General features: G+C 33.4%; 19 protein-coding genes. 3 read left to right on the top strand and 16 right to left on the bottom strand.

The annotated features are described in order from the left end of the window. Positions 1–8: 8 nt before the first annotated feature. Positions 9–590: a Holliday junction branch migration protein RuvA gene (ruvA, locus tag WHC90_RS08930; RefSeq protein WP_188598597.1), complete on the bottom strand. Its 582-nt coding sequence runs from the start codon at positions 588–590 to the stop codon at positions 9–11. Positions 591–597: 7 nt separating this feature from the next. After that, on the bottom strand, positions 598–2,874 hold the full coding sequence (locus WHC90_RS08925; protein WP_188598132.1) for an NADP-dependent malic enzyme: 2,277 nt from the start codon (positions 2,872–2,874) through the stop codon (positions 598–600). Between the two features lie 254 nt (positions 2,875–3,128). Between WHC90_RS08925 and WHC90_RS08920 the strand changes: the two genes are divergently transcribed. After that, positions 3,129–5,597, top strand: coding sequence for a DUF5686 and carboxypeptidase regulatory-like domain-containing protein (locus WHC90_RS08920; protein WP_188598131.1), 2,469 nt, complete (start codon positions 3,129–3,131; stop codon positions 5,595–5,597). Positions 5,598–5,606: 9 nt separating this feature from the next. After that, a complete protein-coding gene (locus tag WHC90_RS08915; RefSeq protein ID WP_188598130.1) occupies positions 5,607–5,849 on the top strand; it encodes a MoaD/ThiS family protein in 243 nt (80 codons plus the stop codon). On the opposite strand, the gene WHC90_RS08910 is transcribed toward WHC90_RS08915, so the two are convergent. Next, the gene (locus WHC90_RS08910; protein ID WP_188598129.1) at positions 5,846–6,121 is read right to left on the bottom strand and encodes a DUF3817 domain-containing protein; all 276 of its coding nucleotides are present in this window, start codon (positions 6,119–6,121) and stop codon (positions 5,846–5,848) included. The genes WHC90_RS08915 and WHC90_RS08910 overlap by 4 nt on opposite strands. Before the next feature lie 63 nt (positions 6,122–6,184). Here WHC90_RS08910 and WHC90_RS08905 point away from each other — a divergent pair, with 63 nt between their 5' ends. After that, a complete protein-coding gene (locus WHC90_RS08905; protein ID WP_188598128.1) occupies positions 6,185–6,607 on the top strand; it encodes a molybdenum cofactor biosynthesis protein MoaE in 423 nt (140 codons plus the stop codon). 35 nt (positions 6,608–6,642) lie between these two features. Here the strand turns inward: WHC90_RS08905 and WHC90_RS08900 are convergent, their stop codons facing one another. The 13 genes from WHC90_RS08900 to WHC90_RS08840 form a co-directional block, all read right to left on the bottom strand. Then, complete coding sequence (locus WHC90_RS08900; RefSeq protein ID WP_188598127.1) at positions 6,643–8,415, bottom strand: MutS-related protein; 1,773 nt, start codon at positions 8,413–8,415, stop codon at positions 6,643–6,645. Continuing rightward, on the bottom strand, positions 8,416–9,504 hold the full coding sequence (locus WHC90_RS08895; RefSeq protein WP_188598126.1) for a HesA/MoeB/ThiF family protein: 1,089 nt from the start codon (positions 9,502–9,504) through the stop codon (positions 8,416–8,418). Between the two features lie 27 nt (positions 9,505–9,531). Next, positions 9,532–10,635, bottom strand: coding sequence for an NTP transferase domain-containing protein (locus tag WHC90_RS08890; protein ID WP_188598125.1), 1,104 nt, complete (start codon positions 10,633–10,635; stop codon positions 9,532–9,534). Further along, complete coding sequence (gene moaC, locus WHC90_RS08885) at positions 10,628–11,104, bottom strand: cyclic pyranopterin monophosphate synthase MoaC (protein ID WP_188598124.1); 477 nt, start codon at positions 11,102–11,104, stop codon at positions 10,628–10,630. The genes WHC90_RS08890 and moaC overlap by 8 nt, the downstream gene beginning before the upstream one ends. Positions 11,105–11,314: 210 nt before the next feature. Then, positions 11,315–12,502 (bottom strand): molybdopterin molybdotransferase MoeA, encoded by a 1,188-nt coding sequence (locus WHC90_RS08880; protein WP_188598123.1) that lies wholly within the window; start codon positions 12,500–12,502, stop codon positions 11,315–11,317. Beyond that, positions 12,502–12,720, bottom strand: a complete 219-nt coding sequence (locus tag WHC90_RS08875) for a hypothetical protein (protein ID WP_188598122.1) — start codon at positions 12,718–12,720, stop codon at positions 12,502–12,504. Before WHC90_RS08875 ends, WHC90_RS08880 begins: the two co-directional genes overlap by 1 nt. 1 nt (position 12,721) lies before the next feature. Next, complete coding sequence (gene moaA / locus WHC90_RS08870; RefSeq protein ID WP_188598121.1) at positions 12,722–13,714, bottom strand: GTP 3',8-cyclase MoaA; 993 nt, start codon at positions 13,712–13,714, stop codon at positions 12,722–12,724. After that, positions 13,714–14,124, bottom strand: a complete 411-nt coding sequence (locus tag WHC90_RS08865) for a hypothetical protein (protein WP_188598120.1) — start codon at positions 14,122–14,124, stop codon at positions 13,714–13,716. Before WHC90_RS08865 ends, moaA begins: the two co-directional genes overlap by 1 nt. Further along, positions 14,124–14,537 carry a DUF6691 family protein gene (locus WHC90_RS08860; RefSeq protein WP_188598119.1) on the bottom strand — a complete coding sequence of 138 codons (414 nt, stop codon included), beginning with the start codon at positions 14,535–14,537 and terminating at the stop codon, positions 14,124–14,126. The genes WHC90_RS08865 and WHC90_RS08860 overlap by 1 nt, the downstream gene beginning before the upstream one ends. Positions 14,538–14,539: 2 nt before the next feature. Next, positions 14,540–15,097, bottom strand: coding sequence for a YeeE/YedE family protein (locus WHC90_RS08855; RefSeq protein WP_188598118.1), 558 nt, complete (start codon positions 15,095–15,097; stop codon positions 14,540–14,542). 1 nt (position 15,098) lies between these two features. Then, complete coding sequence (locus tag WHC90_RS08850) at positions 15,099–16,340, bottom strand: 3-deoxy-D-manno-octulosonic acid transferase (protein ID WP_188598117.1); 1,242 nt, start codon at positions 16,338–16,340, stop codon at positions 15,099–15,101. 278 nt (positions 16,341–16,618) lie between these two features. Continuing rightward, positions 16,619–17,341, bottom strand: a complete 723-nt coding sequence (locus WHC90_RS08845) for a LytR/AlgR family response regulator transcription factor (RefSeq protein WP_188598116.1) — start codon at positions 17,339–17,341, stop codon at positions 16,619–16,621. 79 nt (positions 17,342–17,420) lie between these two features. Beyond that, positions 17,421–19,358 carry a sensor histidine kinase gene (locus tag WHC90_RS08840; protein ID WP_188598115.1) on the bottom strand — a complete coding sequence of 646 codons (1,938 nt, stop codon included), beginning with the start codon at positions 19,356–19,358 and terminating at the stop codon, positions 17,421–17,423. Between the last annotated feature and the right edge of the window lie 124 nt (positions 19,359–19,482).

Here is a 19,482-nt window from a genome sequence, read left to right as displayed (position 1 = left end):
CAAATTTATTACAAACTTTTTAATGCCTTTTTTATTAAAAACTCTACCGTTGCATCACGGTGCTCTTTTAAAATGGTATTAACTACTTTATCTGATTGTTTTCTATTAAAGCCTAGTACTTCTAATGCAGATAACGCTTCTTCTTTGTTTGTATTGTTTTGTCCAACGGAAATTACGTCCATATCGAACGTTTTTAAAATTTTATCTTTTAGGTCTATAATGACTCTTTGGGCTGTTTTAGCTCCTATTCCTTTAACTCCTTGAATTACCGCTGTATTTTCTGAAGCTATGGCTTGTTGAATCTCATCGGTAGTCATAGAAGACAACATGGTTCTAGCGATGCTCGGTCCAACTCCCGAAACAGAAATTAGCAACCTAAAGATTTCACGCTCTGTCTTATCAATAAATCCGTAGAGCGTATGTGCATCTTCTTTTACAGAAAGATGCGTAAATAGGGTAATTGCTTCATGATCTGGAAGTGCAGAAAAAGTTTGCAATGAAATGTGTAGTAAATACCCCACACCATTACAGTCTATCACCACATAAGTGGGATTTTTCTCTACCAATCTACCTTTAATTTGAGTAATCATATCTGCTTTATTTATGCTTTCCTTTTTGTTGTGCATCTACTACTGCTACAGCAGCCATATTCACCATTTCATCAACACTTGCTCCTAACTGTAGAATATGAACCGGTTTTTTAAGTCCCATTAAAATAGGCCCTACAGACTCAATTTCATCAACTTGTTTCATTAGTTTGTAGGTAATGTTTGCCGCATCTAAATTTGGGAAAATTAGCACATTTACTTTTTGTCCATTCAATTTAGAAAATGGAAATTCTTTGGCAAGCATTTCTCTGTTTAAAGCAAAGTCTGCCTGAAGCTCTCCATCAATAACTACCTGAGGAAAATGTCTGTGAATATAAGCCACAGCTTCTCTAATTTTAACCGCTGATTCTGATTCTGATGAACCAAAATTAGAAAAAGACAGCATGGCTATATTGGGTTTTACTCCAAACATTCTAGCCAGTGAATAGGTTAATTGAGATATTTTTGCCAGGTCTTTAGCAGTAGGATTGATATTAATGGTTGTATCTGCTAAAAACAAGGGACCTTGTTTGGTTAACATTAAATTAGCCGCAGCAACTCGGGTAACTCCATTTGCTTTTTCTATCAGTTCTAGCATTGGTTTTACCACTGAAGGATATGATCTAGAGTACCCTGTAATTAATGAATCTGCCTCACCTGAATTAACCATCATGGCAGCAAAATAATTGCGCTCTCTCATTATTTTTCTAGCCTGAAAAAGTGTAGTTCCTTTGCGTTGTCTTGATTTCCAATAGATCTCTCCATAACGATTTCTACGCTCTTCTTCTTCATCGGTTTTAGGGTCAATGATAAGTACATCAGCATGAAAACCAATCTCTTCTTTTAACTCTAAAATAACTTCACGTCTACCCAATAAAATAGGGAAACCAATCTTTTCATCATGTACTCGCTGTGCAGCCTTTAATACATCTAAATGATCTGCCTCTGCAAAAACAATGCTCTTTGGGTTGTTTTTTGCTCTGTTGTGCAACAATCGGATTTCTTTACTACCTGTACCAGAACGATCCATCAGTTCTTCTTGGTATTTTACCCAATCAGTAATTGGCTCTAGAGCTACACCAGAATCAATGGCTGCTTTTGCAATTGCTGGAGGTATTTCATAAATCAATCTAGGGTCAAAAGGTTTTGGGATGATGTATTCTTTACCAAATGACAAACTAATTTCATCATATACAATATTCACTTGTTCTGGAACCGTTTTTTTGGCCAATTCAGCTAAGGCGTGCACTGCTGCCATTTTCATTTCTTCATTTATTTTAGTAGCCCTAACATCTAACGCTCCTCTAAAAATAAATGGAAATCCAAGAACATTATTTACCTGATTAGGGTGGTCAGAACGACCGGTAGCCATAATAATATCTTTTCTAGTTGCGACTGCAACATCATATGAAATTTCTGGAACTGGATTTGCCATTGCAAAAACTATTGGGTCTTTGGCCATAGATAATAACATCTCTGGACTCACAACATTTCCTTTAGACAAACCGATAAAAACATCTGCATTGTGCATGGCCTCTTCTAAAGTATGAATGTCTTTATTGGTCGCAAACTCTTGCTTTTGTTCGTTTAAGTTATCGCGATCTTTTCTAATGACACCTTTGCTATCACACATCACAACATTAGACACTTGTACGCCTAATTTTAAATATAATTTGGTACAAGAAATGGCTGCAGCACCTGCTCCATTAATTACAACTTGTATATCTTTTATATTTTTACCTGTAATTTCGATGGCATTTTTAAGCGCGGCTGCAGAAATTATAGCCGTTCCATGCTGGTCATCGTGCATTACGGGAATGTCTAATTCTTCTTTTAATCGTCTTTCTATTTCAAAGGCTTCTGGCGCCTTAATATCTTCTAAATTAATCCCTCCAAAAGTTGGAGCAATTGCCTTGACCGTTTCTATAAATTTATCAATATCAGTAGTGTCAACTTCTATATCAAACACATCTATGTCTGCAAAAATCTTAAAAAGCAATGCCTTTCCTTCCATTACTGGTTTGGATGCCAATGCCCCAATATTTCCGAGACCTAAAACAGCGGTTCCATTAGTAATTACAGCAACTAAATTACCCTTTGCTGTATACTTATAAGCATTGTTTGGGTCTTTTTCTATTTCTAAACAAGGTTCTGCAACTCCTGGTGAATAGGCCAATGATAAATCATGCTGAGTGGCATATTTTTTTGTCGGAACAACTTCTATTTTCCCTGGTTGTGGCTTTGCGTGGTATATTAAAGCTTCATGCCTTTTTCTAGAATCACTCATAGTTTTTGCTGTTTATAAGAACTTACAAATATACTCTTTTTTAACAAGGCCTATATTCATTTTAGAGGTCTTTATTCTTTGATCTATTCTGATTTTAAAGAAGTTTAGCAAGCAACCTTTTTATAATTAGAGGCGTCTCTTAACAAGAGACAGTAACATAGTTTTATGATAACTATAGTACTTCTTTAACAGCATTTAAACAACTTAGGCTGTTTTTAATCCTTAAGTTTGTTTATCGATCAAAACCAAACCCAATGAAAAAAGCTACCATTCTATTTTCTCTTTTTTTTACAACAATCCTTAGTGCTCAAATTAAAGGGAAAGTAGTGGACATAAAAAATGAACCCCTATCATCTGTGAGTGTCTATTTAGAAAACACGATTGCAGGGACTACAAGTAATGACAATGGTGAATATATATTGCCCTTAAAAAGTACTGGTAATTATACTGTGGTTTTTCAATTCTTAGGTTTTAAAACCATCAAAAAGAAAATTTCTGTAGTTAAATTACCCTATGTTTTAGACATCAAAATGATTGAAGAACAGTTTGAACTTGATGAGGTTGTGATTGATAGCAAAGAAAACTTAGCCGATAAGATTATTAGAAGTGTTATTCAAAACAAGAGTAAAAATCAGGAAAAACTAAAACAATACACTGCAGATTTTTACTCTAGAGGTTTGTATAAAGTTAAGAATGCACCCAAAAAAATATTAGGACAAGACTTAGGAGATCTTGGTGGAGGTTTAGATTCTACCAGAAGCGGAATCATTTATTTATCAGAAACTGTTTCAAAAATTGCTTTTAAACGACCTTCGAGCTTTAAAGAACACATTGTGGCTTCTAAGGTTAGTGGGAGCGATAATGGCGTGAGCTTTAACAGAGCAGAAGATGTAAACTTTAACCTGTATGAAAATACGATTGATTTTGGCGCCGAAGTAATTTCACCTTTAGCCAATTACGCCTTTAGCTATTATAACTTCAAATTAGTGGGAACCTTTTATGACAAACAAGGCAAACTGATTAATAAAATTGAGTTGACACCTAAAAGAAAAAATGATCGAGTTTTTAATGGCTTTATTTATATCGTAGAAGATGATTGGGCCATTTATGGTTCAGATATAACTATTACTGGGGCACAAATAAATCTGCCAATGGTAGACGTTCTTCGCTTTAAACAGGATTACAATTATGCAGCTTCAGAAGATCTTTGGGTGGTTATTTCTCAGATCATCGACTTTAAAATTGGGCTGTTTGGTTTTAATATTGATGGTCGATTTACCTCTGCTTATAACAATTATAATTTTTCTCCAATTTTTGACAGCAACACCTTTGGCAAAGAAATCTTATCTTTTGCCAAAGAAGCAACAGAAAAAGATTCAAGCTATTGGAAATCCTTAAGACCTGTTCCGTTAACCACAGAAGAAGTAACCGATTACATAATAAAAGACAGTATTCAACTAGTTAGAAACTCTAAACAATATCTAGACTCTATAGATCAAAAATCTAACAAGTTTTCTTTAGGAGATCTGCTCTCGGGATACCGCTTTCAAAATTCTTATAAAAACTGGTCTTTGTTTATAGACTCACCCCTATCAGATTTAAACTTTAATACGGTGCAAGGATGGAATACCGGAATGGGTATTTCTTTCTTTAATCAATTAAATGAGCAGGGAAAATGGGTTCGAGTTTCTACCAATTTTAAGTACGGTTTTTCTGATAAAAAAATACGCCCTACCGTTAATTTTACTTATAAATGGGATAATTTAAGCCGTCCAATGATCAGCTTTTCTGGAGGAAACACCACAGCACAATTTAATGGTAAAAACCCTATTTCTCAATTTATGAATACCATTAACTCAGCTTATTTTGAAAGAAACTATTTAAAGATTTATGAAAAAACTTTTGCAAACATTGGCTTTTCTAGAGAGCTAACAAATGGCGTCAATTTTTCTACCACTTTAGAATATGCTGACAGAAAACCCTTGGTAAATACTACAGATTATAGCGCAAGAAATATTGAGGATCGCAGTTATACGTCTAATGACCCACAAGATGCTACTAATTTTACTCCCTCATTTACACCACATCATTTATGGACTTGGAGCTTGGGAAGTACAATTAATTTTGGAACAAAATACCTCTCATATCCCGATAGTAAAATAACTGTTTACAATGACAAATACCCTTCACTGTATGTTGCTTACCGAAAAACTTTTGGTTCTGGAGATAGCGACTTACATTCAGATCTAATCGTTGGACAAGTAAGGCAACGTGCTTCTTTGGGGAATCTTGGTGCTTTTTCTTATAAAGTAAAAGGAGGGCTCTTTTTAGAGCAAAAGAACATCTCTTTTATTGATTACGAACATTTTAATGGAAACAAGCTTTCTGTATCGCCTTCTACCAACTATTTAAACCATTTTAATTTATTGGATTATTACGCATACAGCACCAACGATAAATTTGCAGAATTTCATGGAGAACATAATTTTAAAGGGTTTTTCTTAAACAAGATTCCGCTGATTAACCGATTAAATTTTCATTTAGTTGTAGGAGCTAAGGGCCTATTTACCGGAGATCGTAAACCCTATTCAGAAGCCTCTTTTGGACTTAGCAATATCGGTTGGGGAAAATGGCGTTTTTTACGTGTTGATTATGTCATCTCTAAAGGAGGAATCAATCAAAAGCAAAGTGGTTTTGTCTTTGGTTTGAGTTTGTTTAATTAACTTTGAAGTATGAACATACAGGTTTTACTTTTCGGGATTGCAACAGACCTACTTGAAACATCATCCCTAGAGATTGAGATCTCAGAAGATTGTACTGTAGCTACTTTTAAAAAAGAGCTTGCAAAACTATATCCAAAGTTGGAGAACATCAATTCATATGCTGTTGCAGTAAATGAAGCCTATGCTTCAGATCAAATCACAATACATAAAAATGATGTTGTAGCCATTATTCCACCAGTGAGTGGAGGCTAATTTTGTAAATATTTTTTATCTATATAAAAGGTTCCGAAAGGCAGAATAGATGCCACCAATACAATACCTAGTGTTTTACCACTCCATTTTTCTGGAGCTTTTAACATAATTGCTAAAATAATATAGACCATAAATAAAATTCCATGAGGCATTCCTAGCATTTTTACATAGCTTTCATCCTCTCCAAAATATTTTATAGGCGTTGCAATAAACAACAATAACAAGTAAGAAATTCCTTCTAAAAAACTGACAATTCTAAAGATACCCTTCATTTTATAAACTTCTAAAATTAGCAAGGCAAAGATACGTTTTGATTTGCTATTTTTGTAACAGATATGCCTAAAACATCGATAAAAATTACTTCAGAAAAACTCAACTTACAGCAGTGCTATGATTTTGTTAGCGATGATGGCTGTGGAGGTATTTCTGCTTTTATCGGAACGGTTAGAAATGACACAAAGGGAAAAGAAGTGCTACGATTAGATTTCTCTACCTACAAACCCATGGCCCTAAAAGAAATGGGAAAAATCGCACAACTAGCTTTGGAAAAATTTGACATTGTAAAAATTGCCATACACCATGCAGAAGGCATGTTACAAGTTGGCGAAATACCTGTAATTATTACAGCCTCTGCAAAACACAGAAAGGCTGCTTTTGATGCGTGTCAGTTTGCTATAGATACTCTAAAAGAAACAGTGCCTATCTGGAAAAAAGAATATTTTTCTGATGGAGAAGTTTGGGTAAATGCGCATCCTTAGACAGTGATTAAGAAAAATTTGACTGTAGAATTTCCCTAAATAATCTCCATTTTAGTCAATAAAAAAGAAGCATTCATATTGGTACAGACCCCTTTTTTTAAGGTATAATCAAAATACAATTCATCATCTTTTATCTGAGCGTCAAAGTAATAATTTTTGATGGTTGTATATTCTTCTTCCAAGACACACAAGCTTACATCATGGGTTGCAATAATACCGGTTGAATTGGACTTGTTTAATTTCTCAATAAATTTTTTAGACCCAATGGCTTTGTCTTTGCTGTTTGTTCCCTTTAAAATCTCATCTAAGATGATAAAATAAGGTTCTGACGCTATCTGATCAACAATAAATTTAAGTCGTTTTAACTCTGAATAAAAATACGATTCATCATCTGCTAAAGAATCAGAAGTTCGCATGCTTGTAATTAATTTTATCGGACTGTATGTTACCTTTTTCGCACAAACAGGCAAGCCAATATTGGCCATGAGTATGGTTAAAGATAGACTTCTTAAAAAAGTACTTTTTCCTGCCATGTTTGCTCCCGTTATAATAAAAAATTGTTCTTGGTCTATAGCAAAATCATTGTCAATTCTTTTGCTTGAATTTAATAATGGGTGTCCTAATTGCTCGACATCTAGTACGCGCTTTTCATTGCTAATTGTTGGGAGTACAAAAGCTGGATGATTAAAAGAAAAATTTGCCAATGTGTTTTGAGCATCAAAAAAGCTAATGACATCAAACCAATTTTCTGCGGTGTGTTTATACTGAGAAATCCAGTTTTCTACTTTTACAGCATTTTGAATATCCCAAAGAAATAAGGCATTTCCAAAAATAGCGATGACAATATTATTTCGTTGATCAAATGAATCTAAAATTCTAGAAAATTTTTGAAACACCGTCGATGCTTTTTCTTTTTCTGATTGTATCTCTTCTTGTTTTTTGACAAGTATTTTAGCAGCAAAAGTATGCTCTTCTATGGCTGCTAATAATTGGTAATACTGCTTAAATATTTCTTTTGCATTGCCAGAAATCGCATAAATAGTATTGGTCTTTTTAAGTTGTGATCCAGAGATAAACAATCCCATAAAAAACCAAATTACAATAGCTGAAAACGGCAAAATATTAAAAGACACCAAAGCGATTAACACAATGGATACCGCAGAAAAGACCTTCACCAAGTTTCCAAAGAAATTCGGCAAAACAGTTTCGTAATTTTTTATAGAATTTAAAATTGATTTTGCACTCAACTTTACATCAACCAAACTGGCAATCGCAGAAAAATGTTGACGCCATTTTGCCTCTCCAGCTAGTTCAATAATTGCTTTTTGTTTTTCCGTAATATCATTGATAGTATTGGCTGTTAAAATTGTTGCATAAGCCTTTGCGCCTTCTTGAGTAGCAGTTCTGTTTGAATATTGAAAAAAAGAACCTTTTCCAAACAAATCAATATCATTGCTATAAAAATGATGTGGATCTATAAATTCACTCCCATCTTTTAAGTCTTTAAAATTCCCTTCTAAGGCAGCTAATTCTATGGTGTTGATTTTTATTTTAGCAAGCAACATTTCTTTAGTTGATTGTAATTTTGAGTTTTTGACCAACAGAATGGCAAAAATTACAAAACCGACAAATCCAATAACAGTAGCAATGAGTCCATTGCCTATAAAAAAATAAATGCCAATACTTGATGCGATAAAAATTGCCAAGCGAAAAACACTAATCAGAGAAAGTGTTTTTTTTAAACTAGCCAATGCTGTTTCGAGTGCTAACTTTTCTTGGGTATAAAAATGGGTAGGATTTGTCGTCATTTAATAATTGTTGATTCCATCAGCTAAACTAAGTATTGTTGCTGTAGGAAAGCTTTCTTTTAATTTTATTGTTGCGCTGTAGCTGGTAATTCCTTTTTGACACACCAGTACATACTCTTTATTATTGTCTATCTTAAAATTTTCAATAGCTGCTGAAAAAAAAGGAATGGTCTGATCTACCTCAAATGGCGTTTTTAAATTTTCTAGTACAGCTATAATTTGAATGCTTTTTCTGCGCTCGGGATCTGAGATTAGTTGCTTCAATTTTTCTGCAGAAATTAACCAATCACTATTTTGTACTTGGCAACTAGCATCAAAGTAGGATTCTCTAAAAAATAGTTCTTCTATAGCTGCTTTTGAAACTTGGTTAGTAAGCTTCATTTTTAATTGTGAGTTTTGCAATGAATTATAAATCAACACTTGATTGACCAGTGGTTTTCCGATTTCTAAAACCAGTTTTAATACTTCGTTTACTTGTTGAGCTGCAATAAAGCTAACGATAGAATTTAAGGTTCCTGCTTCTTCACAATTAGGAACATCTGTTGCCATGGTAGGAAATGCATCTCGTAAATTGGCTGAATAGGCTCCTGCACCTTGTGCGATGTTAAAACTGGCAACATAGCCATCATACTTGTACAATGAGCCATACACAAGTGCTTTGTTTTTAAGTACACAGGCATCGTTTAATAAGTATTTTGTGGGCAATGAATCTGTACCGTCAACAACAATATCAGCCTCAGAAATCAAGTCAAAAACATTGCTTTTGGCAATGGGATCAAGCGTGTATTTTACCTGAGTAAACGGCGCTCTTTTTTCTATAAATTTTGCCAAAGTAGCAGCTTTGTATTTTCCTACATCCGCTAAAGAAAAATAGACCTGTCTATGCAAATTACTCAGATCAATGGTGTCAAAATCTATCAAGTGAAGTTTTCCAATGCCACTGGTGGCCAAATGCACAGCAATTGGACCTCCCAAGCCGCCACAGCCAACAACGACAACAGAAGCCTTTTGTAGTTTTTGCTGCCCAATCTCACCTATTTCTGATAAGGTAATTTGCCGTTTAAAAAGTTGATCTTTTGTGGGTTTCATTGTCTGCTGAACTGGTTTCAGTTTCTTTTATTGAAGCTCTTTTTTTGCTAATTCAAACTCTTCTGGTGTATTTACATTTCTAATAAAAGCAGCATCCACCTCAACTATTTCTACATCAGAGTTGATCAGCATTTTTCGAGGACATGAATAGCCCTGTGCTAAATACTGCAGCAATAGTGGATAAGCTTTGGGCTCGTAGATGGTAATTAACGGCTCTACAAACTGATTGCCCTTGCCTTTAATTGCTGTAGCAACTTTACTAGGGTTGCGTTTTTGCAACAATAATTGGATAAGCTTAGAATCTACAAAAGGAAGATCAGTCGCTAAGACCAACCAGGCTACATTTGGATTTTTTTGAAAGGCAGAACAGATGCCTCCAAAAGGGCCTAAATTTAAAAATGTGTCAGAAATTTCGTCTGCTTTATCTGTCTGTTTTTGTACAGAATAATACGTTTCTAAATTATTGCTTACTAAGAGTTCTTTTGCAGCCTGTTTTTGAGGCTTCCCAAAATAATCCAAGGTTGATTTATCTTTCCCCATTCTAGTGCTTTTACCACCAACCAATACCAGACCTTTTACTGGGGCTATTTTCTCTTGGATTAACTGATCTATTTGATGAGATATCTTATCTACCTCATCGATAGTATAACAGATTAAATTTTTAATTTTTGGGAATTTCTTTTCTAAAAAAGAAAAATACTCCGTGTCTTTATTAAGTTTTATCACAAATTGAATGCGATCTAATTGATCCAATCTTTTTAATACAGACGCCTCTTTTTGTGGGTCTAAAATTAGGATCTGCTTTGCCGCTTTATAATGATTCCCATTGATAAAAATACAATCAAATTGTGAAAATTGAAGTCGTTGCAAATAGGTGTTTACAGGGCTTGTGGTAGACACTTGTAAATTTCCACGATGGTGAAATACAAATTCTGATACGTTTGTCTCTTGAACATCTTTTGCATGAGAAGCATCAAAGTAGGCTAGCTTATACCTAGGTAACTTTTGAGAAATCGCTTTAACCAAATCAGAAATACTATTGCAATTTGCACCCACAAAAGAAATTTCATTGGGCGCAAAAAGATCGTTATCTCGTCTTTCTAAATTTGTATGTTTTGTGTGTTTAGTCATTCTTAATATCCGATTTTCCTCCCGTTTTTTCTAGCAGTTTCACTTCTTTAATCAGCATCTTTTGCGAAATGCTTTTACACATATCATAAATGGTTAAACAAGCAATATTTACGCCTGTTAGGGCTTCCATTTCTACACCAGTTTTTCCTTCAATAGTTACTTTGCAAAAAACTTCTATGTTCTCTTCATCCACAATTTCAACATCAATATCTACTCCGTTAATTAATAATGGATGACACATGGGTATTAGTTCTGAGGTTTTTTTAACACCTTGAATTCCAGCAATAATTGCCGTCTGAAAAACAGGCCCCTTCTTGGTGACTAACTCATCATCTGTAAAATGAGAAATGATTTCTGACCCTAAAAACATGCTTGCTTTTGCTGTGGCTGTTCTCTTGGTAATTTTCTTATCAGAAACGTTTACCATTTTAGGATTGTTCTTTTTATTTATATGTGTAAAGTCGCTCACGCTTGAAGTTATAAATGTTAAGTGCTTAATTTTTAGTTTAAGTGTTCTCGATACAAATTTGTTCGTTCCTCTCAAATTAACTCAAACTGACAGTGCGTATTGTTACTTCGAGTACTTCGAGTGATTTTCGATTTTATGAGAAAATTGTATCGAGAAGCTATTTAAACTTCTTCTTTGCTAAATTAGGAAGTTTTTCATAATCATCATTGATTAGCGATAGCGAATTATCTTAAAAACTTCTCCTTTTTTAAACTCATTCTGATTTGCTGGCAATTGGATAAATGCATCAGCCTTTACCAAACTTGCCAAATCGCCAGAACCATTTCCTGTAATTGGTGAGGCAATTAAATGCCCATAACGATAGCTTAATTGTACTTGCAAAAAGTATGCTAAATTTGGTTTAAAAGAAACGTCTTCTGATAAAATTGCATTCTCTTCTTGTAGTTCAACACCAATAGATTTGAAATACCAAGGATAAAAATACGCCAAACAATTGACAAAGGTAGAAATTGGGTTCCCCGGAAATGCAAAAACACTAGAGTTTTTAGTTTGTCCAAACCAAAAGGGTTTTCCTGGCCTTTGTGCTACTTTGTGAAAACTTTTAACCACTCCCAACTCTGCTAAAACTTCTGGTAAAAAATCAAATTTTCCTTTGCTTACCGCTCCGCTAAAAAGTAAAACATCGTAGGTTGCTAAAAAGGATTTTATTTTTTCTTTTAAGATGGGTTTATCATCTGTAAGATGTGCTGTTTCTGAAGGAATATGCAATTTTTCTAACAAAGAAACTAAAGTAAACACATTGCTTCTTCTAATTTGATGAGCTAAAGGAACATCATCAACAGCAACCAATTCATCACCCGTCGAAACAATCATCACTTTGGGTTGTTTGGCAACTTTTACTGTTGATTTTCCAACCGTTGCCAAGACGCCAATTTCTGCTGCAGAAATGATTGTGTTTTGTTTGATTAATACATCTCCTGCCTTTTCATCTTTTCCTTTTTGATGAATATTTTGTCCATCCGTAACAGCATCAATGCTAATTGTTGCTATTCCATTTTCGATGAAAACATCCTCATACCGAATAACTGCATCGCATTTGTTTGGCAACACAGCACCTGTCATTACTTCGATACAATTTTCTAAATTTTGCAAGCTAATTTGCTCACTTCCTGCCGCCTGAATTCCTTCAATTTTAAAACTTCTTTGTCCGTTTTTAAATGATGAATACGCAATGGCAATTCCGTCCATAGCAACTCTATTGAAAGGCGGGAAATCTCTATCAGCTTTTATCTGTTCTTTTAGGATTCTCCCAGCAGATTGGATAAACGGAATCTCTTCAACACCAAAATCTTGTGCTGAGTCTATAACAATTTGTAAAGCTTCTTCTACTGAAATCATTATACGTTTTTAAATATAAGATGTAATCCAAGAAATAGCATTAATAATAAAAAGAACCAATCTTTAAAAAAAGATTTTAATGTTATAAATTTTGAATTATCTGTGTCTGGCTTAACTAAAGTAATAATTTCAATAATTATTAATAATAAACAAAGAGCTACAATAAATATACCTGTTTCTGTTGCATGAATTTCAAAAATATTTTTTAAACGCTCCATACTACCCTCCAATTGTACTCATACTTTCAGAAACATTCCCTTTGGTTCTGTTTGCTTCTGCAACAAAACCATTTTCTGGCTTTTCTTTTACTAAACTTAAAAAAAGTTCTTTTAAATCTTGGTTAGAAGCACCATTTCTTATAAAATCTCTTAAATTAAAAACACCATCATCAAACAAACAGTTTTTAAAAGTGCCGGTTGATGTAATTCTAATTCTGTTACAATCGCCACAAATAGTCCTTGTAAATGCAGGAATAATTCCGATAGAACCTTTGTGATTTTCTATCAAAAAATTACGTGATGTTGATGATTTTTCGGATTTCATTTCTGTAACATCAAACTCAGATTTTATCTCGTTTAAGATCGTATTATAATTCCACGCTTCTTGCATTTCACGTTGCCCTTTTCCGTTAAAAGGCATTTCTTCGATAAATCGAACGGCGATGTCTTTGTCTTTTGTCAATCGAACAAAATCTGTAATTTCGTCGGTGTTAATCCCAGATTGTACAACCACATTTAGTTTTAAATTCATGCTGCTCTTTTCTAAAGCCTCCATGGTCTTAAAAACCTCATCAAATACATTTCTGCGTGTTATCTCATTAAATTTATCCGCCTGTAAACTATCAATACTCAAATTGATATTCTTTACTTTTTTAAGCTTTTCTAAGGTTTCTATATGATTGTAAATAAGTGCACCATTTGTAGTGATATTGATATCGTCTAACAAATCATTAAACGATAACATTTCTAAAAAACCGATAAAATCTTTACGCACAAAAGGCTCGCCACCTGTTAAGCGAATCTTATTGACACCCAACTCTGTGAGTACGCGGATTACCCGATACATTTCTTTGTAGCTTAATAACTCTTTACGAGGAACTATCTCTATGCCGTGAGCAGGCATGCAGTATTGGCAACGCAAATTACAGCGATCCGTTACGGCCAAACGCACGTAATTTATTTGTCTTCCAAAACTGTCAATAAGTGTGCTCATCAAAAAGGAACTAGGTCAGGTTCTAAGATTTGTTGCTTGGCAACAGAATCACTAAAAATATTTATAGAATAGTGTGCACTTAAAAGCTCTTTAAAATTGGTTTTGAGTTCTGGAAATTCCTGAAGAAAATCTTTAAAATTGCTTGAATTGGATCGTTCACAATAGCCAGCTACAACTTTAATTGATGCATAGGTTACAGTGAGATTAAATTTGTTTTTTGCCAAATGCTTAACGGCAAAAGCAAGCAATTGACTTTTATACATTTCAAAAGCTTTTTGAACTCCATACTTTGTGATATACATCCAGGCCAATCTCAAATGTGCCTCATGACTAAACCAAAGAGGTTTAAAAGTCCCAAATGTAAATTGGTCCTCAAACTGTGCATCTGATAAAGTCCAATGAGCTTCCATTAATGAGGTAGTTTTTTACTTATCAATCCGTATAAGAAAGCGCCTAAAATAGCCCCTAATAACACCACTAAAATAGGAAGTGAGCCATGACCTAATAAAACAAAGATTGGTCCAGCACAGATTCCAGAAAGCGCCCAGCCCAAACCAAAAATAATCCCGCCTAACAGCGTTCTTACAATTCCTTTTTTCTTTTCTTTTACTGTAATTTGATTTCCATCAACATTCTTTATAGTGCCTTTTTTAAAAAGCTGCATCAAAATAATACTAATAAAAATTGCACTTCCAATAATCCCATACATATGAAACGATTGAAACTTAAACATTTCATAAATTCGATACCAAGAAACCACTTCTGATTTGCTTAATATAATTCCGAAAAGAAGGCCTATGATTAAAAATCTAATGTTTTTCATCGTTAAAAAATTAAAGGAATTAAAAACCAAACCATGAGCAAACCTCCTACAAAAAAACCAATAGTTGCTAACATTGATGGTTTTTGAAAACTACTAATCCCCGTAATCGTATGCCCAGAAGTACAACCTCCAGCATACCGAGAACCAAAACCAACCAAAATTCCTGATACCAATAGAATTAAAAAGCCTTTTACGGTTCCGAGTTGCTCTAGACTAAATATCTCTGCAGGCAAATAGCTTTTCCCTGCCTGTTCAAAACCTAATTGATTTAATTCTTTGATGGTTTCTGGGTTTAAAGCAATAGCCTCTGAAGGCATTAAAAACTGATGAGAAATAAAACCTCCAAGAACAATTCCTGCCACAAAAAACAAACTCCATTTTCGTTCTTTCCAATCGGTTTTAAAGTAGTCAGAAAATTTTCCTGCCCCACCAATTGTACAAAAGGTTTCTAAATTTGTTGACACTCCAAAGTTCTTCCCGTAATAAAATACCAGAAAAAGAATAAATGCAATACTTGGACCCGACACATACCAAGGCCAGGCTTGTGTTATAAACTCCATATTATTTTAATTGTGTATTAATATATTCCATGATCATTTTTGTTGCTCCTAGATTATTTTGGATAAACTCATGATTAGTTTTACCAAGCTGAGACCTATATGTTTCATCTGTCCGCACTTGTGTAAAGGTACTTGAAAAAGTTTCTTTATCAGAAACGACAAGACAACTTTTTAAAGCAACCAAGTCTACTACTTCTTTGTATTTTTCATAAACGGGCCCTATAATTATAGGAATCCCGAATGTGGCTGGTTCTAAAATATTATGAACCCCAGATTTACCGAAACCTCCTCCAACATAAGCAACATCTGCAGCTGAATAGATTTTTGTTAGCAGACCTATCGTATCTATTATTAGAACTTGATAGTCTGCTAAATTTTTTCCTGATTTGGACGAATACAAGACACAGGTTTTTTGTAACGATTTTTTTAAAGCCTCAATGTCTTTAGCGACAATATTATGAGGTGCAATGATAAATTTGGTGTTTTCTGAAGCCTCAGAATTGATATAGTCTACCAATAATTTTTCATCTTCTTTCCAAGTACTTCCAGCAACAACCGTGTAGTGTTTGTTTTTAAAAGCATCGATAAAATCTAAATCGTTTTTTTGATCTAAAATAGCGTGAACCCTATCAAAACGTGTATCGCCAGAAATGGAAGCATTGTTAATATTAAAGGTATTTAAGAGCTCTTTGGATGATTGATCTTGAACAAAAAAGTGATCAAAAGTTTTTAACGCTTTTAGCATAAACCCGCCGTGCTTTTTAAAAAAAATTTGATTGGGTCTAAAAATGCCTGAGATAAGTATGGTAGGAATCTCTCTTAATTTAAGCCCGTTTAAAAAATTTGGCCAAAACTCATACTTAATAAAAATAGCCATTTTAGGCTTCACTAAATCTAAAAATTGCTGGACATTCTTTTCTGAATCTACTGGCAAATAGCAAACGACATCTGCCAGACCATAATCCTTTCTAACTTCATATCCCGAAGGAGAAAAAAAAGTAAGGACAATTTTATATGTTGGATACTGCTCTTTAAAAGCCTCCATCACAGGTCTACCTTGCTCAAACTCTCCCAGTGAAGCAGCGTGAAACCAAATAGTATTTTGAGCATTCTTTACAGCAGTTAGTTTTTCAAAAGTTTGTTTTCTACCAGCTACAAAAAGGTTAATTTTTTTATGAAATAGCGCTACCAACGACAGGAGAATTGTCGTTATAAAAACCAGTGCATTGTAGATATATCTCATACCGTAAAGGTACAAAATTGTAACAAGTAGCATTGTTAAGTTTACTACAAAAAAAAGCCGTCTACCTTAGGCAAACAGCTTTCTTTTCTGAATCTTTCTTTAACAAATTTAAAATAATTATCCCCCAATAACATTTAAACTGTTTAAGACTTTGAAGTAAAGTTAAAAATGTATCTGTTTAAATAATAGAAAATGTTCTAAAACTGCAGTTTTTTGTTCTCAAACGTTTTTTTTAGCTGTTTTATCTGTTTATCAGCCAGTTAAATCTCTTTATTTACTTAAACTAGGTTTATTTTTGTTAAAATATCCTCTCGATACTTCTTCCCAATCGGGATATTCTTATCAGCAACCATCACCACAGTACTACTAATTTGACTTAGGTGATTTGTATTAATTATATAACCCCGATGAACTCTTATAAAATTATCATTTAAGTTATTTAGTATCTCATTTAAACTTGTTCTAACCAATAATTTCTGATTATTCGCCAGGAAGATTTCTACATAAACATGAGAACTTTCTACATATAAAATATCTTCAAACTTCACTTTTTTATAAAAGCCTTTATCCTTTACAAAAAGAGAATCTTTAATGACCAAATTATTGTCTTTAATATCCCCTATTTTTTTAGAGAAATTATGAAGTGCAATCTCAATTGAGGTATACAAATCATCTTTGCTAAATGGCTTAATCAAATAAGCAGGAGGCATCACTTCTTTGGCTAAATTTACAGTTGCAGCATCGGCATTAGACGTTAAAAAGATAAAGGGAAAATTGTATTTCTCTTTGATTGTTTTTGCAAGGTCTATACCTGTCTTAGCACCTGCAAGTTGAACATCTAAAATTGCAATATCAGGTACAGTAGACTCAATAATAGCGATAGCCTCAGTATAATTAATTGCAGGCTCTAAACACTCATATCCTAAATCTTCTAGTGTATCACAGATGTTATCTGCAATAATGATTTCGTCTTCTACTACTAAAATTTTAACTTTTTCCATCTATAAACGAAGATACGTATTAATCAATTTTATTTTATACAAATGCTTTAAAAATCTTAATCAAAAGTTGCAATACTAATTAATCTACTGCATGTCTAATTCTAATATCTTTAAAATGAATGGTAAATTTTGCGCCACCAGAATTGGTCTGCTCAAGAGTTCCTTGAAGCTGCTTTACCAACCTAGAAATTAAACGCAAACCGAGGCTTTTTGATTTTCTTGTTTCAACAGCACTATCAATTCCTGGCCCATTGTCTGATACCGTTAAGGTATAGTCATCATCACCATCCTTTTGTATAGAGATGTCTAGGGTGTTGCTCCTGTCTTTAGAAAAGGCATACTTATAGCTGTTGGTGATAATTTCATTGATGATAAGCCCAAGTGGTATGGCAGTATCAACATCAAAAAACATATGCTTAGATTCAATGTTGGTTTGCACTTCTTTCCCATCTGTATTTAAAGAGGAAAGCTCTTTTACCAAAAGGCGAATGTACTCATCAAAATCGACCAACCCGGTGTTGTTTTGATATAATTTTTGATGAATCAAAGCCATTGATTTGACTCTGTTTTTCCCTTCATTAGCAAGCTCTAAGGCTTTTTTATCTTCGATACCTTTGCTTTGCAGTTCTAATAAACTCGATACTACTTGGAAGTTATTTTTAACGCGATGATGTACCTCTTTAATTAAAAACTCTTTTTCTTTTAAGGCCTTTTTTATAATTCTGTTTTTTTCTGACAATTCTTTAGATTGCTTTCTCATTTTAATAATAACATACAAACTTATCAGTAAAAATAAACCTGCTAAACCTGCAATCACACCATACAGCTTTGTTTTTTCTTTCTCAAAGTCAATTTCTTTTTCTTTAACGGCAACAGCTTGTTCTGTTTTAAAGTTTGCCAAAGAATTGGACAGTTCTTCAGAGTAAATTTTTCTGTTCAGCTCAATAGCTTTGTCTTTATATGCAATAGCCTGTGGATAAAAACCATACACTTCCAATACATTAGAACATTCAGTATACAATCTAAACAAATCGTTTGAATTTAAATTTTTGCCTAAAATATCTAATTTACCAACTAAAGTCGGAATGTCTTTTGCCTCAAATTTTTGTAAAATTTCATTTTTTAATGGAGAGTTCTTTTCGAGTTTGGTAATTAATTTTGCATATAAAATTGAAGTGTACATTGTTGTTTCAAAATCATCATTTAAAATATGAATCAACGAAACTACTCTTTCATTATGACCTCCTTTAAAAATATATGCATCTATTAAATGCTCAACAGTACTGTGGTAGTATGAGCTTACTCTTGGTAATTTCTCTTCTAAAAGAAGACTTTCTTCACTGATTTTTATATACTCATCTAGATTTCTTTCTAAAAGTAAAAAATCTGATAAATGGTATAAAAATCCAATTTCTAACTGTATATCTCCTAGTTGTCTAGCCGTTTCTAAACTCTGTAAGGTAAGTTCTTTTCCTTTTTTTATATCTTTTTGAATCAAATACATCACGATAGGATGTGTGTTCATTTTTATAAGTGTTCTTTGAACATCTTTATCGGATGGATCAAATTTAGACACGTACTGCAATGCCTTCTCTTGTTCTTTAGATGCTTTCTCCAAACTAACATCGTCTCTTAGCTTGGTAATTTGAGTCCATTTAATCTCAACATAATCAAGATTAATTTTTTTTGTGTCTGTAGGTGGTATTAAAAAGCGATTTATAAAATCAGAAACCTTGTCATAATATAAAGAACGTCTATTTCCTAGCCTAGAAACAAAACTGTAAAAATCTTTATATGATATTTGATTCCCTTCAATTAACTCTGTGTAGATCTCTTTATCATAATCGTCTTCTTCTAGTTGTCTTAAATAATAAGAAGCAGAATCAAGTTGACTCTCAATGATAAATTTTTCAATCTTAATTTTAGTCTCTGGTAACTCTGATATTTTTGGCAATACTACTTGAGCAGTTGTATAACTATAAAAAAACAAGAGAAAGAGCCTTAATGTAAATTTCATTTGTAGCTGATTTAGACTTTAAAGTTAACCAAAGATTGTTAGATATAAAACAAAGTTTGCTAGAAAACAAAAACCGCTTAAACAAATAAATGTTTAAGCGGTTTTAATAATTATAAAATCTAGT

Origin of the sequence: Polaribacter pacificus, from assembly GCF_038024035.1 — a bacterium.
GTDB lineage: Bacteria > Bacteroidota > Bacteroidia > Flavobacteriales > Flavobacteriaceae > Polaribacter > Polaribacter pacificus.
Note: the sequence above shows the minus strand (reverse complement) of the source record. Positions and strands in the feature narration are given on the sequence as shown.

Excerpts from the sequence above, each read along its gene's own strand:
- WHC90_RS08895 (WP_188598126.1), bottom strand. The coding sequence starts at position 9,504 with ATGAAACCCACAAAAGATCAACTTTTTAAACGGCAAATTACCTTATCA.
- WHC90_RS08925 (WP_188598132.1), bottom strand. The coding sequence starts at position 2,874 with ATGAGTGATTCTAGAAAAAGGCATGAAGCTTTAATATACCACGCAAAG.
- WHC90_RS08860 (WP_188598119.1), bottom strand. The coding sequence starts at position 14,537 with ATGAAAAACATTAGATTTTTAATCATAGGCCTTCTTTTCGGAATTATA.
- WHC90_RS08900 (WP_188598127.1), bottom strand. The coding sequence starts at position 8,415 with ATGACGACAAATCCTACCCATTTTTATACCCAAGAAAAGTTAGCACTC.
- WHC90_RS08855 (WP_188598118.1), bottom strand. The coding sequence starts at position 15,097 with ATGGAGTTTATAACACAAGCCTGGCCTTGGTATGTGTCGGGTCCAAGT.
- WHC90_RS08880 (WP_188598123.1), bottom strand. The coding sequence starts at position 12,502 with ATGATTTCAGTAGAAGAAGCTTTACAAATTGTTATAGACTCAGCACAA.
- WHC90_RS08920 (WP_188598131.1), top strand. The coding sequence starts at position 3,129 with ATGAAAAAAGCTACCATTCTATTTTCTCTTTTTTTTACAACAATCCTT.
- WHC90_RS08840 (WP_188598115.1), bottom strand. The coding sequence starts at position 19,358 with ATGAAATTTACATTAAGGCTCTTTCTCTTGTTTTTTTATAGTTATACA.
- WHC90_RS08845 (WP_188598116.1), bottom strand. The coding sequence starts at position 17,341 with ATGGAAAAAGTTAAAATTTTAGTAGTAGAAGACGAAATCATTATTGCA.
- WHC90_RS08905 (WP_188598128.1), top strand. The coding sequence starts at position 6,185 with ATGCCTAAAACATCGATAAAAATTACTTCAGAAAAACTCAACTTACAG.
- WHC90_RS08875 (WP_188598122.1), bottom strand. The coding sequence starts at position 12,720 with ATGGAGCGTTTAAAAAATATTTTTGAAATTCATGCAACAGAAACAGGT.
- WHC90_RS08865 (WP_188598120.1), bottom strand. The coding sequence starts at position 14,124 with ATGGAAGCTCATTGGACTTTATCAGATGCACAGTTTGAGGACCAATTT.
- WHC90_RS08890 (WP_188598125.1), bottom strand. The coding sequence starts at position 10,635 with ATGACTAAACACACAAAACATACAAATTTAGAAAGACGAGATAACGAT.
- ruvA (WP_188598597.1), bottom strand. The coding sequence starts at position 590 with ATGATTACTCAAATTAAAGGTAGATTGGTAGAGAAAAATCCCACTTAT.
- moaA (WP_188598121.1), bottom strand. The coding sequence starts at position 13,714 with ATGAGCACACTTATTGACAGTTTTGGAAGACAAATAAATTACGTGCGT.
- WHC90_RS08915 (WP_188598130.1), top strand. The coding sequence starts at position 5,607 with ATGAACATACAGGTTTTACTTTTCGGGATTGCAACAGACCTACTTGAA.
- WHC90_RS08910 (WP_188598129.1), bottom strand. The coding sequence starts at position 6,121 with ATGAAGGGTATCTTTAGAATTGTCAGTTTTTTAGAAGGAATTTCTTAC.
- WHC90_RS08850 (WP_188598117.1), bottom strand. The coding sequence starts at position 16,340 with ATGAGATATATCTACAATGCACTGGTTTTTATAACGACAATTCTCCTG.